16 protein-coding genes are annotated in these 15,404 nt (G+C 60.0%); 8 read left to right on the forward strand and 8 right to left on the reverse strand.

Annotation, left to right across the window (positions count from 1 at the left end):
• Positions 1-49 precede the first annotated feature (49 nt).
• The gene (locus IAI51_RS22660; protein WP_187680489.1) at positions 50-1,804 is read right to left on the reverse strand and encodes an L-lactate permease; all 1,755 of its coding nucleotides are present in this window, start codon (positions 1,802-1,804) and stop codon (positions 50-52) included.
• 244 nt (positions 1,805-2,048) lie between these two features.
• Here IAI51_RS22660 and IAI51_RS22665 point away from each other — a divergent pair, with 244 nt between their 5' ends.
• Positions 2,049-2,261, forward strand: a complete 213-nt coding sequence (locus tag IAI51_RS22665; protein WP_187680490.1) for a hypothetical protein — start codon at positions 2,049-2,051, stop codon at positions 2,259-2,261.
• Positions 2,262-2,304: 43 nt separating this feature from the next.
• On the opposite strand, the gene IAI51_RS22670 is transcribed toward IAI51_RS22665, so the two are convergent.
• Positions 2,305-2,580 (reverse strand): hypothetical protein, encoded by a 276-nt coding sequence (locus IAI51_RS22670; RefSeq protein WP_187680491.1) that lies wholly within the window; start codon positions 2,578-2,580, stop codon positions 2,305-2,307.
• Here IAI51_RS22670 and IAI51_RS22675 point away from each other — a divergent pair.
• Genes IAI51_RS22675 through IAI51_RS22685 form a run of 3 tightly spaced genes read left to right on the forward strand, consistent with a single transcriptional unit; the run spans position 2,579 to position 4,247 of the window.
• Entirely contained in the window at positions 2,579-2,764 is a 186-nt protein-coding gene (locus IAI51_RS22675) for a hypothetical protein (protein WP_187680492.1), read from the forward strand. The genes IAI51_RS22670 and IAI51_RS22675 overlap by 2 nt on opposite strands.
• A 47-nt stretch (positions 2,765-2,811) precedes the next feature.
• The gene (locus IAI51_RS22680; protein WP_187680493.1) at positions 2,812-3,891 is read left to right on the forward strand and encodes a hypothetical protein; all 1,080 of its coding nucleotides are present in this window, start codon (positions 2,812-2,814) and stop codon (positions 3,889-3,891) included.
• A gap of 2 nt (positions 3,892-3,893) precedes the next feature.
• A complete protein-coding gene (locus tag IAI51_RS22685; RefSeq protein WP_187680494.1) occupies positions 3,894-4,247 on the forward strand; it encodes a DUF1428 domain-containing protein in 354 nt (117 codons plus the stop codon).
• 110 nt (positions 4,248-4,357) lie between these two features.
• Here the strand turns inward: IAI51_RS22685 and IAI51_RS22690 are convergent, their stop codons facing one another.
• Positions 4,358-4,552 carry a hypothetical protein gene (locus IAI51_RS22690; protein WP_187680495.1) on the reverse strand — a complete coding sequence of 65 codons (195 nt, stop codon included), beginning with the start codon at positions 4,550-4,552 and terminating at the stop codon, positions 4,358-4,360.
• A gap of 105 nt (positions 4,553-4,657) precedes the next feature.
• Here IAI51_RS22690 and thpR point away from each other — a divergent pair, with 105 nt between their 5' ends.
• On the forward strand, positions 4,658-5,176 hold the full coding sequence (thpR, locus tag IAI51_RS22695) for an RNA 2',3'-cyclic phosphodiesterase (protein ID WP_187680496.1): 519 nt from the start codon (positions 4,658-4,660) through the stop codon (positions 5,174-5,176).
• Between the two features lie 160 nt (positions 5,177-5,336).
• Here thpR and IAI51_RS22700 read toward each other — a convergent pair whose 3' ends face one another.
• From IAI51_RS22700 to IAI51_RS22720, 5 genes are all read right to left on the reverse strand, one after another.
• Positions 5,337-6,434 carry a polyamine ABC transporter substrate-binding protein gene (locus IAI51_RS22700; protein ID WP_187680497.1) on the reverse strand — a complete coding sequence of 366 codons (1,098 nt, stop codon included), beginning with the start codon at positions 6,432-6,434 and terminating at the stop codon, positions 5,337-5,339.
• 107 nt (positions 6,435-6,541) lie between these two features.
• Entirely contained in the window at positions 6,542-7,417 is an 876-nt protein-coding gene (locus IAI51_RS22705; RefSeq protein ID WP_187680498.1) for an ABC transporter permease subunit, read from the reverse strand.
• The gene (locus IAI51_RS22710; protein ID WP_187680546.1) at positions 7,414-8,295 is read right to left on the reverse strand and encodes an ABC transporter permease subunit; all 882 of its coding nucleotides are present in this window, start codon (positions 8,293-8,295) and stop codon (positions 7,414-7,416) included. Before IAI51_RS22710 ends, IAI51_RS22705 begins: the two co-directional genes overlap by 4 nt.
• A gap of 29 nt (positions 8,296-8,324) precedes the next feature.
• Positions 8,325-9,467, reverse strand: a complete 1,143-nt coding sequence (potA, locus tag IAI51_RS22715; protein WP_187680499.1) for a polyamine ABC transporter ATP-binding protein — start codon at positions 9,465-9,467, stop codon at positions 8,325-8,327.
• A 374-nt stretch (positions 9,468-9,841) separates the two neighbouring features.
• Positions 9,842-10,603 carry a gamma-glutamyl-gamma-aminobutyrate hydrolase family protein gene (locus IAI51_RS22720; RefSeq protein ID WP_187680500.1) on the reverse strand — a complete coding sequence of 254 codons (762 nt, stop codon included), beginning with the start codon at positions 10,601-10,603 and terminating at the stop codon, positions 9,842-9,844.
• A gap of 282 nt (positions 10,604-10,885) precedes the next feature.
• On the opposite strand from IAI51_RS22720, the gene IAI51_RS22725 reads away from it, so the two are divergent.
• From IAI51_RS22725 to IAI51_RS22735, 3 genes are all read left to right on the forward strand, one after another.
• Positions 10,886-12,262, forward strand: coding sequence for a glutamine synthetase family protein (locus IAI51_RS22725; RefSeq protein ID WP_187680501.1), 1,377 nt, complete (start codon positions 10,886-10,888; stop codon positions 12,260-12,262).
• A 250-nt stretch (positions 12,263-12,512) separates the two neighbouring features.
• On the forward strand, positions 12,513-14,003 hold the full coding sequence (locus IAI51_RS22730) for an aldehyde dehydrogenase (RefSeq protein ID WP_187680502.1): 1,491 nt from the start codon (positions 12,513-12,515) through the stop codon (positions 14,001-14,003).
• A gap of 52 nt (positions 14,004-14,055) precedes the next feature.
• Complete coding sequence (locus IAI51_RS22735; RefSeq protein WP_187680503.1) at positions 14,056-15,339, forward strand: NAD(P)/FAD-dependent oxidoreductase; 1,284 nt, start codon at positions 14,056-14,058, stop codon at positions 15,337-15,339.
• The last annotated feature ends 65 nt before the right edge of the window (positions 15,340-15,404 follow it).

Genomic DNA, 15,404 nt, shown 5'->3' on the forward strand with positions numbered 1-15,404 from the left:
ATCTTCGCGAGCAGGCTCGCTCCCACATTGAAAATTTTGTTATGTGCAACTAATGCCCGCCGACGACCATGTAGGTGAACGGTGCGACATACGCCTGCAGCGTCACCAACCCGCCCACCAGAATCGCCAGCACAATCGAATGGAAGAACACATAGCGCAGAATCTCGCCCTCATGCCCGTACCATCGGGTGGCGGTGGAGGCGACCACAATCGACTGCGCATCGACCATTTTGCCCATCACCCCACCGGAGCTATTGGCGGCGGCCATCAGCACCGGGCTGATCCCGAGCTGTTCCGCCGTCACCCGCTGCAAGCCGCCAAACAGCACGTTCGACGCGGTATCCGAGCCCGTCAGCGCCACGCCAAGCCAGCCGAGCAAGGTGCCGAACATCGGGTAGAAAATCCCCGTCGCCGCAAACGCCAGGCCCATGGTTGCGTCCAGCCCCGAGTAGCGCGTGAGGAACCCCAGCGCCAGCATCGCCGCAATGGTGATCAGCGAAAACCGCACCACCCACAGCGTGCGCAGGTATTGCTTGATCAGTTGCGGGATTGAATAGCCCATCAGCAAGCCGCCGACAATCGCCGCCAGCAGGATGCCGCTGCCGGTGGAGGTGAGCCAGGTGAACTTGTAGACGGCTTCTTCAGCTTTCGGTGCCGCCACTACCGGCGGGACTTTTTCGATTTGCAGGTGCAGATTGGTGAAGGTGATGGCCGGAGCGAAAATCGGGTTGGCCTCGCGCAGCGGTTTGCCCTGCGGATCAAGCTTGGCCGATTGCGTGACCGGATCGATCGCAGGGCGGGTGTCGAACATATTCTTGAAGCCCTGAGTGCCCCAGGCGAACACGAACACGGTGAGGATGATCCACGGCATCCACGCGCGCATCACCGCCGGGCGCGCCTGATCGCTGAACGCTGCGCTGGCGGTGACTTTCTCTTCGTCGACTTTGGAATTGTCGACCCGCCCGGACAGCGCCGCCGAGGTATGGATCGTCGCCGGTTTCCAGACCTTCAAAAACAGCGTCAGACTGGCCATGGAAATCAGCGCAGCAATCACATCCACCAGCATCGGCCCGTGGTAGTTCGACACCAGGAATTGCGGCACGGCGAAACTGACACCGGCCACCAGAATCGCCGGCCAGATCTCGAGCATCTTGCGCCAGCCGGCAAAGGCCCAGATCAGCCAGAACGGCACCAGCACCGAGAAGAACGGCAACTGCCGACCGACCATCATCGACAGCTCCATCTCATCCAGCCCGGTGACTTTGGCCAGGGTGATGATCGGCGTGCCGAGGGCGCCGAAAGCCACCGGCGCGGTGTTGGCAATCAGTGCCAGACCGGAGGCCGCCAGCGGTGAGAAGCCCAAACCAATCAGAATGGCCCCGGTCACTGCCACCGGTGTACCGAAACCGGCCGCCCCTTCGAAAAACGCACCGAAGCAGAAGGCGATCAGCAGCAACTGCAAGCGTCGGTCATCGGTAATCCGCGCCAGTGAATCCTGCAGCACTTTGAAGGAGCCGTTCTCGGTGGTCAGGCGATGCAGAAAGATGATGTTGAGGACGATCCAGCCAATCGGCAGCAGACCGTTGGCCGCGCCGAACAACGCCGCCGAACCGGCCATGCTCGCCGGCATGCCGAAGGCGAAGATCGAGATCAACAAGGCCGAAGCCAGCGCCAACAGGGCGGCCAGATGCGCCTTGACGTGGAAGAACGCCAGCGCCGCCAGCATCACGACCACCGGCACAGCGGCCATGAGCGTGGAGATCATCGGGTTGCCGAACGGGTCGTAAATCTGCTGCCAAACCATGGTGCACCTCTACTTTTTGTTATTGAGGGCGCAGTTCCATTGCGTGGTGATGGGTTGGGAGCAGTATAGGTGGCATTACGCCGCCGTTTGGCCGATCAGGACGAGGCGATAAACGGTCGTGGGCGGGCACTGAATCAAAGCCGATTTGCCCGGTCGTATTTGCGGCAGCGCGCACCGAGTCCCGGAGGCGAGGGCAGCGCTGGCCGATTCCGTCGTCAAAACCTTGGTTTTAGGGAAGTATTGAATGAAGCGCGCTACAACGATGCTGTTGACCGTGACTGCCGCCGTACTGCTGAGTGGCTGTATTGCGGACTTTGATGATGATCACCGCCACGGCCGGCATTACGACCGCGACCATGGGCGCAATTACGACCATGATCGTCGGGATAACCGTTGGGATGACCGCGATGACCGCCGCGATGGCCGTCGCTATCACCGCGATCGGGATGACGACTGATTGAACAAGAGAGGGCGTTCCCGCAAAGGAACGCCCTCGGTTCTCAAGAAAAATGAGCGCTCGCCTGGACGCGGGATCTCGCAGGCACTGAGGCCTCGATGTCCAGCAAATGAGTGGCGAGAATGTCGCTCAGAAAACGGAACTGATCGTTGATGCCGACCACTTCATTGCTGAAATGGTTAGTGGCGGCGGGCATCAGCAGATCTTCGAATTCTTCGTTGAACACCAATGTCTGCGCCTTGCGGTTTACGACGTGTTGTTCGTAGTAGTTGCTGCCGAACACCGGAAAACTCACGGAGAGTGCGATGGTGTGAATCATGATGTGTACTCCTCGTTGTGGTTCGGATGACGCAATCGTGCCTTCGCCGGCCGGTGGGCGGAAGGCAATCGTCGCGATGGTGAATATCGACGGTATTGATGGTCGGGATTTGTGGTGGTTTGGCTGGCCTCATCGCTGGCTTGCCAGCGATGAGGCCGGTACATCCAACATCACCTCTGACTGACCCACCTATACTCAAATCTGTCTCTCCCGTTTCAAGGACATCCCACCGTGAACCTGCGCGCGCTGGTCGTCGCCGCACTGTGTCTGTTGGCCGGCTGTGCCTCTACGGCGCGGGCCCCGGTAACGGCGCCTGCCGTGGTGGTGTCGCCCGCGACCTGGCAGCGGATCGACCGCGAGATCGTCAGCGCTTCGCAACAATCCACCGAGCAGGTCAAGCTGTTCGCCCGTGGTTCGATGGAACATTGGCGCACTCGCGTCTATCAGCAAACTGAAGAAAATTTCATCCCGTGGTTCAGCAGCTACTGGACCCAGGAATGGCTGTCGATGAAGGTCAGTTGGTACACGATCAGTGCCGGCGGTGAGCAGGACGCTTCGGCCAAAAAGCTGGCGGCGTATCTGCTTGATCAATATCAGGAAAAGGTGCTCGCGCCGGTCGCCGTGGAAATCGATCCGGACGCGATCCTCAGTCAGGCCACGGCGTTCTATGCGCAACTGATGGCCCAGCAAATGCCGCTCATCGCCCAGCGTCACGGCGTGCCGGTTGCCCAGCTCAACGGTCGCTTGCAGAAAGTCCCGGCCATCGCCCTCGGCCCGCCAGCGGCGCGGGATGCCTCGCTGTACAAGGTGATCAGCACAGAGCCGTTGAACACGCTGCCGGCCTACGCCGCGTTGATCGACAAGATTCACACCGACGGCGGCGCCAAAGGCATCGCCTCGACCGATGCCGGCATGGCGCCCGTGGCCAAACGCGCGAGCCAACGCATCGAAGCGGAAATGGCCCCGCGCGGCGCGGCCAGTGCGGTGGCCGCAGCGGCGGGCAAACTGGCCGGGGCGATGATTTCCGTGGGGGTGATGGGCATCCGCGCCATTATCCAGGCCAACGACCGCCCCGACAGTGAAGCGCTGATCCGCAGCAGCCTGGGCAACACTTTCGACAAGGCCTGGCTGAAACTGGTGCAAAACCCGACCACCGGCGTGATGGCCGGCACGCTGCACATGGCCGGGCAGGTCGAGCGCAATCTGGGCGGGGGAGAAGAGCCGTCGGTCGGGCTGGGGGCGAATCGTGTCGAATGGCAGCCGCCGCAATCGACTACCCAGCAGATCGAACCCACCGTACAAGGAGAATGAACATGGCTTACATCGATATTTTTGTAGCGCCGGTTCCGACTGCCAATCGTGAACAGTACAAAAAACACGCCGAAATCGCGGCAAAAATCTTCAAGGAGTACGGCGTCCTGAGTGTGGCGGAATGCTGGGGTGATGATGTCCCCGACGGCAAAGTCACCTCATTCCCGATGGCGGTCAAACTCAAGGACGGTGAAACCGTGGCGTCGGGCTGGCTGATCTGGCCGGACAAGGCCACCCGCGATGCGGGCATGGCGAAAATGATGGAGGACCCCCGCATGCAACCGGACGTCAACCCGATGCCGTTCGATGGGCAGCGGATGATCTTCGCCGGGTTCAAATACCTCATTGAACCTTGATTCCCTTGTAGGAGCTGTCGAGTGAAACGAGGCTGCGATCTTTTGATTTTGTTATGAAAGATCAAGATCAAAAGATCGCAGCGTGCCGCAGCTCCTACGGGTAACCGGGGTCACTCGGAGGAGGGCGTGATCCGGCAGCCCTTGCGGTTGCGTATCTGCTCGTCCGTTGGCCGTTCGCGGACGAACTCAAAACGCGGTTCGCCTTCGCTGTAATGCACCAGCCAGCCCCATTCCAGTTCGGCTTCATCCTGCCCGGGGCTCGGTGGTCTGGCCCACCACGGTTCTTTACTGAGGATCTCGCGCATGGCGTCCTCCGGTTGATGGCAATCCTTGCACTATAGACTTGTGTGGCGAGTCGTCAGAAAGGGACGGGTAGAATCGGCGATCACGAACCTTAAAGGAGCCAGGCCATGACGGATGAAAAGCGGCTGTTCTTTGCCCTCGACTGCCCACCGGCGCAGCGCAAGGCGATTGCTCAGTGGCGCAGCGAGTTGAGCCTGCGAGCCGGCAAGTCAGTGCCTGCGGACAACTTTCATCTGACGTTACTGTTTCTCGGCGCAGTGCCGTTGGCGCAGATTGGCGAGGTCTGCGAGGCCGCCAGCAAGGTACGCACGCCGGGGGAGGCGTTGAAAATTTCGCTGGATCGCGTGCAGGTCTGGCACCGTGCCGGGGTGTTGTCATTGGCGCCCGAGCAGGCACCACAGGCGTTGCTGCGCCTGGTCTATGCGCTGGAACAGGCCATGCTGCCATTTGGTTTTGAAGAGCCGTCGCACGAGTTTCGCCCGCACCTGACGCTTGCCCGGGACTATCGCGCGCCAGAGCCGGAGTCCGCCACGCCGCCTGAGTTCTTGCTGCGTGCCGAGCGCTTTGCCTTGTTCGAATCGCACAAGGGCCGTTACCGGATTGTGCAGGAATGGCCGCTGACCTGAGTGACAAAAAAAGGCGCCCGAGGGCGCCTGAAATTCACCTGAGCCGAGGGAGCCAGGTGAGGCCGTTCATTTGCAGGGTGCAGCGGTGGTAAGGCGCTGCGTGAACGGGAAATTTTTCCACTGATCGTTCCCATGCTCTGCGTGGGAATGATCATCTGAATCACTTGCCGAGCTTCACCCGGGTCCAGCCGCGAGTCATGATGCGCTGGGTCGCTATCGGCTGATCGGGCACCGCATACAGCGTGGCCATCACCGCTTGCGACGGGTAAGAACCGGGGTCGTTGCGGATCGCTTCGTCCACCAGCGGCGTGGCCGCCGAGTTGGCGTTGCTGTAGCCGTTGCTGTTGGTGATCTCGGCGATGATGTCCGGACGCATCAGGAAGTCCATGAACAGGTACGCGTTGTCGACGTTCGCTGCATCGCGTGGGATCGCGACCATGTCGTAGAAACTGCCGGCGCCTTCCTTCGGAATGCTGTAGTCGATCTTCACCTTGTTGCCCGATTCCACCGCGCGGGCCTTGGCCTGCAGCACGTCACCGGAATACCCCACCGCCACGCAAATGTTGCCGTTGGCCAGGTCCGAGATGTACTTCGAGGAATGGAAGTACGCCACGGATGGGCGGATTTTCATGAACAGCGCTTCGGCTTCGAGGATGTGCGCCTTGTCCTTGTCGTTCACCGGATAACCCAGGTAGTGCAGGGCGGCCGGGAGCATTTCGGTCGGCGAATCGAGGAAGCTGATACCGCAGGCTTTCAGCTTTTCAGCGTTCTCGGGCTTGAACAACAAGTCCCAGGAATTGGTCGGGGCGTTGGTGCCGAGCACTTCCTTGACCTTGTCCGGGTTGAAACCGATGCCGATCGAGCCCCACATGTACGGGAACGCGTGAGCGTTGTCCGGATCACTGGCGGCGGCGTTCTTCAGCAGCACCGGGTTGAGATTCTTCCAGTTCGGCAGCTTCGATTTGTCCAGCGGCTGATAGACGCCAGCCTTGATCTGCTTGGCCAGGAAACTGTTGGATGGCACGACGATGTCGTAGCCGGATTTGCCCGCCAGCAAGCGCGCCTCAAGGGTTTCGTTGCTGTCGAAGACGTCATAGGTCACACGGATGCCGGTCTCGTCTTCGAACTTCTTGACGGTGTCCGGCGCGATGTAATCGGACCAGTTGTAAACACGCAGCACCTTGTCGTTGGCTTGGGCGCCCATGACCATTGCGCCCATTAAGGACAGTGTCAGCAGAGTCCTGCCAAACATTTTCATCGGTACAACTCCATTCTTTTTATTCACATTACGCAAAGCCCCTCACCCTAACCCTCTCCCAGAGGGAGAGGGGACTGACCGAGGGGCTGATTCCAGTTCCTGCAGGGTTATGCGGTGGCGGAGCGTGGCGGTTGCTGCCACGACTCGTTCGCGGTCTGATCCATCGCGTCCTGAATCGCACGTTTGCGGTTGGCTTCTGCCTTGCGGCCGAAGTACCAGACGAGGAAGGTCACCAGCGACACCGCCAGCAAAATCAGGCTGGCCACGGCGTTGATCTCAGGCTTCACGCCCAGACGCACCGCCGAGAACACTTCCATCGGCAACGTGGTGGAACCCGGGCCGGACACGAAGCTCGCCAACACCAGGTCATCCAGCGACAAGGCGAACGACATCATCCCGCCCGCCGCCAGCGATGGCGCGATCATCGGAATGGTGATCAGGAAAAACACCTTGAACGGTTTGGCCCCGAGATCCATCGCCGCTTCTTCGATCGACAGGTCCAGTTCACGCAGGCGGGCGGAGACTACCACCGCCACATAGGCTGCACAAAACGTGGTGTGGGCGATCCAGATCGTGACGATGCCACGCTCCTGCGGCCAGCCGATCAACTGCGCCATTGCCACGAACAGCAGCAACAGCGACAGACCGGTGATCACCTCAGGCATCACCAACGGCGCGGTGACCAGACCACCAAACAGCGTGCGGCCCTTGAAGCGAGTCACGCGAGTCAGCACAAACGCCGCCAGCGTGCCCAAGGCAACAGCGGCAATCGCGGTGTAGCAGGCGATTTCCAGCGAGCGCAGCACCGAGCCCATCAGTTGCGTGTTGTCGAGCAGGCCGACGTACCACTTCACCGACCAGCCGCCCCATACCGTCACCAGTTTCGAGGCGTTGAACGAGTAGATCACCAGGATCAGCATCGGCAGGTAGATAAACGCCAGGCCGAAGATCAGCATGAATTTTGCAAAACCGAAGCGTTTCATCCCCGTGCCTCCATCTCTTTGGCCTGGCTGCGGTTGAACAGCAGAATCGGCACAATCAGGATCAACAGCATCACCACCGCCAGGGCAGACGCCACCGGCCAGTCGCGGTTATTGAAGAACTCTTGCCACAGCACGCGACCGATCATCAGCGTCTCCGGGCCACCCAGCAGTTCCGGAATCACAAACTCACCGACCACCGGAATGAACACCAGCATGCAACCGGCAATAATGCCGTTCTTGGCCAGCGGCACGGTGATTTTCCAGAAGTTGTTGAAGTTGCTCGAACCCAGATCCGACGCGGCTTCCAGCAGGCTACCGTCGTGCTTCACAAGGTTGGCGTACAGCGGCAACACCATGAACGGCAGGTAGGCGTAGACCACGCCGATGTACACCGCCGTGTTGGTGTTGAGGATCTCGATCGGGTGATCGGTGAGCCCGGTCCACATCAGAAATCCGTTGAGCAAACCGTTGTTGCTGAGAATGCCCATCCACGCGTAAACGCGGATCAGGATCGCCGTCCAGGTCGGCATCATGATCAATAGCAGCAGGACGTTTTGCGTTTCCTTGCCGGTCTTGGTGATCGCGTAGGCCATCGGGAAACCGATTACCAGACACATCAACGTGCTGAGTGCAGCGACCTTCAGTGAGCCGAGGTAGGCCGAGAGATACAGCTCGTCTTCGCCGAGCATGGTGTAGTTGCCGATGTTCAGCAGCAGCTGGAATTTCTGTTCGGCATAGGTGTAGATCTCCGAGTACGGCGGGATCGACAACGCGGCTTCCGAGAAACTGATCTTCATCACCAGGAAAAACGGCAACATGAAGAACAGGAACAGCCAGATGAACGGAATGCCGATTACCAGTTTTCGTCCGCTGGGCACCAGGCGCAGGAATTGCTGATTGAAGGTTCTCATGAGCGCAGTACCACGCCGCTGTCGTCTTCCCACCAGACGTAGACCGTGTCGTCCCAGGTCGGCCGCGCGCCACGGCGTTCGGCGTTGGCCATGAACGACTGGACGATTTTGCCACCAGGCAATTGGACGTAGAACACCGAGTGACCGCCGAGGTAAGCGATGTCATGCACTTTGCCTTCGGACCAGTTGTAGCGAGTCTCTGGCTTGATCGTGCTGACGAGCATTTTTTCCGGACGAATCGCGTAGGTGATCGACTTGTCCTGCACCGAGGTGCTGACGCCGTGGCCGACGTAAATCTTCTGCTGCAAGTCCGGGCTGTGGATGATCGCGTGACCTTCAAGGTCTTCCACCACGGTGCCGTCGAAAGCGTTCACGTTACCGATGAACTCGCAGACCATGCGGCTGACCGGCGCTTCATAGATGTCGACCGGGCTGCCGATCTGGGCGATCCAGCCCAGGTGCATGATCGCGATGCGCTCGGCCATGGTCATGGCTTCTTCCTGGTCATGGGTCACCATCACGCAGGTCACGCCGACGCGTTCGATGATCTCGACCAGTTCCAGCTGCATTTGCGAACGCAGCTTTTTATCCAGCGCACCCATCGGCTCATCGAGCAGCAGCAGCTTCGGACGCTTGGCCAAAGAGCGGGCGAGGGCGACGCGCTGGCGCTGACCGCCGGACAACTGATGCGGTTTGCGTTTGGCGTATTGGGTCATGTGCACCAGACGCAGCATTTCTTCGACGCGGGCGTCGATTTCGCTGGCCGGCAAACGGTCCTGCTTGAGGCCAAAGGCGATGTTCTGCGCGACGGTCATATGTGGGAACAACGCGTAGGACTGGAACATCATGTTGATCGGCCGCTCATAGGGCGGCATGTCGGTGATGTCCACGCCGTCGAGCAGAATTCGCCCTTCAGTCGGGCGCTCGAAACCGGCGAGCATGCGCAGCAGGGTCGATTTGCCCGAACCGGAGCCGCCGAGCAGGGCAAAGATTTCACCCTGATGGATCTCCAGGGACACATCGTCCACGGCGGTGGTTTCGTCGAACTTCTTGGTCACGCGATCGACTTTCACCAGAACCTTTTTCGGTTGCTGATGACCTTCAAGAGCCTTCCTGTAAGTGCTGGAGGCGTTTGCCATGTGAAACTCCCAACAGATTTCAGTCGCCGGGCCAATGTGGCCTGGCTTAAAAGTGGATTGCAGAGCTTTACGGGATGTCTGTCAGTTGTGGCGCAGAACCTGTGGGAGCGAGCCTGCTCGCGAATACGGAGTGTCAGTCGACATCATTGTTTGCTGATACACCGATTTCGCGAGCAGGCTCGCTCCCGCAGGGGAAGTGCGTTTACCTGGCTGGCATTACCCGTACCGATCCGGCTTGTTCGGCGCCGCCATCCTGGCTGCCTGGGTCGTACTTGTTGTTATTACGGTTTGTTGTTTTCACGGATGACGGATGCGCACACGCACAGCCGCCGACCCCGTGGGGGCAGTCAACAGTTATTGAATCCTGGGTTGTGTCAGCGCTTGTTGCGTCGCGCGGCCCGTTGCCGGCAAGCCTCACCGAATGCCTGGAAAATCTTCAGGTAGTTCGGGTTGTCCAGCACCTGCCATTCCGGGTGCCATTGCACGCCGAGGGCGAAGGTCGGGCTGTGCTCCACCGAGATCGCCTCGATCAGACCATCCGGCGCCACCGCTTCGGCGCGCAGGCCGGGAGCGAGGCGGTCGATGCCCTGACTGTGAATCGAGTTCACCTGGAACTCGCCTGGCAACTCCAGCGCTTCGAACACGCCGCCGCCAAGCACCGTGACGGCGTGAGCCGGTGCGTATTGCACAGCCACGTCCGGGCTGTCGGCTTCGCGGTGATCGAGCATGCCCGGCAGCTCATGCACCTTCTGATGCAGGCTGCCGCCGAAGGCCACGTTCATTTCCTGGAAGCCACGGCAAATGCCCAGCACCGGAACGCCCGCCGCAATGGCTGCACGCAATAAAGGAAGGGTGGTGGCATCCCGCGCCGGATCGTGATCCGTACCGGGAGCGCTGGCCGGGCCTTGATAGTGGAAAGGTTCCACATTCGAAGGAGAGCCGGTCAGCATCAGACCGTCGAGTTGACCGAGCAGGTCTTCGATTTCAGTCAGGTTGCCAAGGGAAGGAATGACCACCGGCAACCCCAGCGCCGCAACGCTGACAGCGCGAACGTACTTGTCGCCGCTGATGTGATAGGGGTGCAGGCCAATCTGTTTGACGCACGCTGTAACGCCGATCAATGGCTTGAATGCCATTTTTATTCACCTCGAAGTTTGACACTTGAACGAGCTTTTCCGGAGCTTAGCCTCGTTGATTTTAATTAACAACCGCCATGTAAAAAATTCTAAACGCCGTTCATCAAATCGTCAGGGTTTCTGGGCGTCTTGCGCCTGTATTGGCACGCAAGTGTTAAAAAAAGCCCTAAAAATAAAGGCTGAGCGGCAAGCTGTTCGCTATTGACTTCACTTTGCCGTTCGGGTTGACTGGCTCGGCGAAACAGCAGTGAACATAATAATTAACAGCTAAATAGGTGCATCATGTCGGTCCCTCTGCGTACCGTTCAACTCAACGAAGCAAACGCATTCCTTAAGAAATATCCTGAGGTTTTGTACGTCGACCTTCTGATTGCGGATATGAACGGTGTGGTGCGCGGCAAGCGCATCGAACGCACCAGTCTTCATAAGGTTTACGAGAAAGGCATCAACCTGCCGGCCTCGCTATTCGCCCTCGACATCAATGGCTCCACAGTGGAAAGCACCGGCCTAGGCCTGGACATCGGCGACTCTGACCGTATCTGCTACCCGATCCCCGGCACCCTGAGCATCGAGCCGTGGCAGAAGCGCCCAACCGCGCAATTGTTGATGACCATGCACGAACTTGAAGGTCAGCCGTTCTTTGCTGACCCGCGTGAAGTGTTGGCCAACGTCGTGCGCAAGTTCGATGAGATGGGCCTGACCATCTGCGCCGCGTTCGAACTGGAGTTCTACCTGATCGACCAGGACAACGTGAACGGCCGTCCGCAGTCGCCGCGTTCGCCGGTTTCGGGCAAGCGCCCGGTGTCGACTCAGGTCTACCTGATCGATGACCTCGACGAGTACGTCGACTGCCTGCAAGACATCCTCGAAGGCGCGAAAGAGCAGGGCATCCCCGCTGACGCCATCGTCAAGGAAAGCGCCCCGGCGCAGTTCGAAGTCAACCTGCATCACGTCTCCGATCCGATCAAGGCGTGCGACTACGCCGTCCTGCTCAAGCGTCTGGTGAAAAACATCGCCTACGACCACGAGATGGACACCACCTTCATGGCCAAGCCGTATCCGGGCCAGGCGGGCAACGGTCTGCACGTGCACATTTCGATTCTGGACAAAGAAGGCAACAACATCTTCGCCAGCGAGGATCCCGAGCAGAACGCCGCGCTGCGACACGCGATCGGCGGTGTGCTGGAGACCCTGCCTGCGCAAATGGCGTTCCTCTGCCCGAACGTCAACTCGTACCGTCGCTTCGGCGCACAGTTCTACGTGCCTAACTCGCCGAGCTGGGGCATCGACAACCGCACGGTTGCGGTACGTGTGCCAACCGGTTCCGCCGACGCCGTGCGTATCGAGCATCGCGTAGCCGGTGCTGACGCCAACCCGTACCTGCTGATGGCCTCGGTGCTGGCTGGTATTCACCATGGCCTGACCAACCAGATCGAACCGGGCGCGCCTGTCGAAGGCAACAGCTACGAGCAGAACGAGCAGAGCCTGCCGAACAACCTGCGCGACGCCCTGCGCGAGCTGGACGACAGCGAAGTCATGGCCCGCTACATCGACCCGCTGTACATCGACGTCTTCGTCGCGTGCAAGGAAAGCGAGCTGGCCGAGTTTGAGAACTCGATCTCTGACCTTGAGTACAACTGGTATCTGCATACGGTGTGATTGTTTGAGGGCCCCAAAAGCCCCTCACCCTAACCCTCTCCCAAAGGGAGAGGGGACTGACGGAGTTGTCTTGAGATATTCAGCGACCTGAACGATCCAGTCGATTATGGATTCGGCAAAAATTTTTCAGGTCGGCGGAGATTCTGAGCATCCCCCAATCGGTCCCCTCTCCCACCGGGAGAGGGCTAGGGTGAGGGCAGCCATCTCAAGCCAGACATCACCCCCAATTCCCCCTTGTCGAGCCACAACAATGACTACAACCCGCAACGACTGGGAACAACGCTTCCAGTCCCTGAGCATCGAATCCCGCGCCTTCATCAACGGCGAATACCGCCCTGCGATCAGCGGCGACACCTTCGAATGCCTGAGCCCCGTTGACGGCCGTTTCCTCGCCTCCGTGGCCAGCACCGATGAAGCCGACGCCAACCTCGCCGTTGAGGTCGCGCGCCAGTCTTTCGAATCCGGCGTGTGGGCGAAAAAAGCCCCGGCCGAGCGCAAGCGCATTCTGATCCGCTTCGCCGATCTGATCCTGCAACACCAGGAAGAGCTGGCGCTGCTCGAAACCCTGGACATGGGTAAACCGATCAGCGACTCGATGAGCATCGACATCCCGGCGACCGCCAACGCGATCCGCTGGAGCGCCGAAGCCATCGACAAGATCTACGACGAAGTTGCCGCCACGCCGCACGACCAACTGGGTCTGGTTACTCGCGAACCGTCCGGTGTTGTCGCCGCGATCGTGCCGTGGAACTTCCCGCTGATCATGGCCAGCTGGAAATTCGCTCCGGCGCTGGCGGCGGGCAACTCGTTCATCCTCAAACCTTCGGAAAAGTCGCCGCTGACTGCCATCCGCATCGCTCAGTTGGCGTTGGATGCAGGCATTCCAAAAGGCGTGTTCAACGTTTTGCCAGGCTTCGGTCACACCGTCGGCAAAGCATTGGCGCTGCACATGGACGTCGACGTGCTGGCCTTCACCGGCTCCACGGCGATTGCCAAGCAACTGATGATTTATGCCGGCCAAAGCAACATGAAGCGCGTCTGGCTCGAAGCAGGGGGCAAGAGCCCTAACGTCGTATTCGCCGACGCACCGGACTTGCGCGCGGCAGCACAAGCGGCGGCCGGCGCCATTGCCTTCAACCAGGGCGAAGTCTGCACTGCCGGTTCGCGCCTGCTGGTCGAGCGCTCGATCCGCGAGCAGTTCATCCCGATGCTGGTGGAAGCGCTGCAAGCGTGGAAACCCGGTCACGCCCTCGACCCGGCCACCACTGTCGGCGCCGTGGTCGATCAGCGCCAACTCGACAACGTGCTGCGCTACATCAGCATCGGTCGCGAGCAGGGCGCTGAACTGATCGCCGGCGGCCAACGCACCCTCGAAGAAACCGGTGGCTTGTACGTCGAGCCGGCGCTGTTCGACGGCGTGACCAACGCCATGACTATCGCTCAGGAAGAAATCTTCGGCCCGGTCCTGTCGCTGATCACCTTCGACACCGCTGAAGAAGCACTGCAAATCGCCAACGACAGCATCTTCGGCCTCGCCGCCGGGGTCTGGACCAGCAACCTGAGCAAGGCGCACACCTTCGCCCGAGGCCTGCGCGCCGGCAGCGTGTGGGTCAACCAATACGACGGCGGCGACATGACGGCGCCGTTCGGTGGCTTCAAACAATCAGGTAACGGTCGCGACAAATCGCTGCACGCGTTCGACAAGTACACCGAGCTGAAAGCAACCTGGATCAAGCTCTGATTTTTCTAAAGCGGTGGTCGCCTTCAATGGGCGACCCTCGGAGAACAATAAAATGAAACAACAACACGTCAACAGCTACTACGCCGCCACCCGCAACGAAGTCATCGACTTCCCGGTTCTGGAAGAAGCGGTGGATTGCGATGTCTGCATCATCGGCGCCGGCTACACCGGCCTGTCCTCGGCACTGTTTCTCAGCGAGGCCGGCTATAAAGTGACCGTGCTTGAAGCGGCGAAAGTCGGCTACGGCGCCAGCGGTCGCAATGGCGGTCAACTGGTCAACTCCTACAGCCGCGACGTCGATGTGATCGAAGAGCGCTACGGCGACAAGACCGCAGAAATCCTCGGCAGCATGATCTTCGAAGGCGCCGACATCATTCGTTCGCGCATCAAGGACTACGACATCAAATGCGACTACCGCCCGGGCGGCATCTTCGCAGCGATGAACAAGAAGCAGCTCAACGGCCTGGCCGAACAGAAGCGCAACTGGGAACGCTACGGCAACCACAACCTGAAGATGCTCGATGCGGCGGACATTCGTCGCGAAGTCGGCTCCGACGCCTACGTCGGCGGCCTGCTCGACCTGCAGGGCGGTCACGTTCACCCACTGAACCTGGCCCTCGGTGAAGCCGCTGCCATCGTGCGTCTGGGCGGCAAGATTTATGAACAATCCGCCGCCGTGGAAATCACCTACGGCGAGCCAAACGTTGTGCGTACCGCCAAAGGCCTGGTGCGCGCCAAGTACCTGCTGATCGCCGGCAACGCCTACCTGCCGCAAGGCCTCGACAACCGCGTGACCGCGAAAAGCATGCCGTGCGGCTCACAGATCGTCGTCACCGAACCGTTGACCGTAAAACAGGCGCGCAGCCTGATTACCAACAACTACTGCGTCGAAGACTGCAACTATCTGCTCGATTACTACCGCCTCACCGCCGACAACCGTCTGCTCTACGGCGGCGGCGTGGTCTACGGCGCCCGTGAACCGGACGACATCGAACAACTGATCCGCCCGAAGATCCTCAAGACGTTCCCGCAGCTCAAAGACGTGAAAATCGATTACCGCTGGACCGGCAACTTCCTGCTGACCATGTCACGCATGCCGCAATTCGGCCGCATCGAGAAAAACGCCTACTACATGCAGGGCTACAGCGGCCACGGCGTCACCTGCTCGCACCTGGCCGGCAAACTGATCTCGGAAATGATCCGCGGCGACGCCGAACGCTTCAACGCCTTCGCCTCGCTCCCACACATGCCAATGCTCGGCGGCCGCACCTTCTCCGCACCGCTGACAGCCCTCGGCGCGGTCTACTACTCGCTACGCGACCGCTTCGGCCTCTAAGTTACCTCCCCGGCGGCGGCCCCCAAGACCCCGCCGGTTTTTTACCTGACACAACGCTCTACTGT

This window comes from Pseudomonas sp. N40(2020) (assembly GCF_014472415.1).
Lineage (GTDB): Bacteria > Pseudomonadota > Gammaproteobacteria > Pseudomonadales > Pseudomonadaceae > Aquipseudomonas.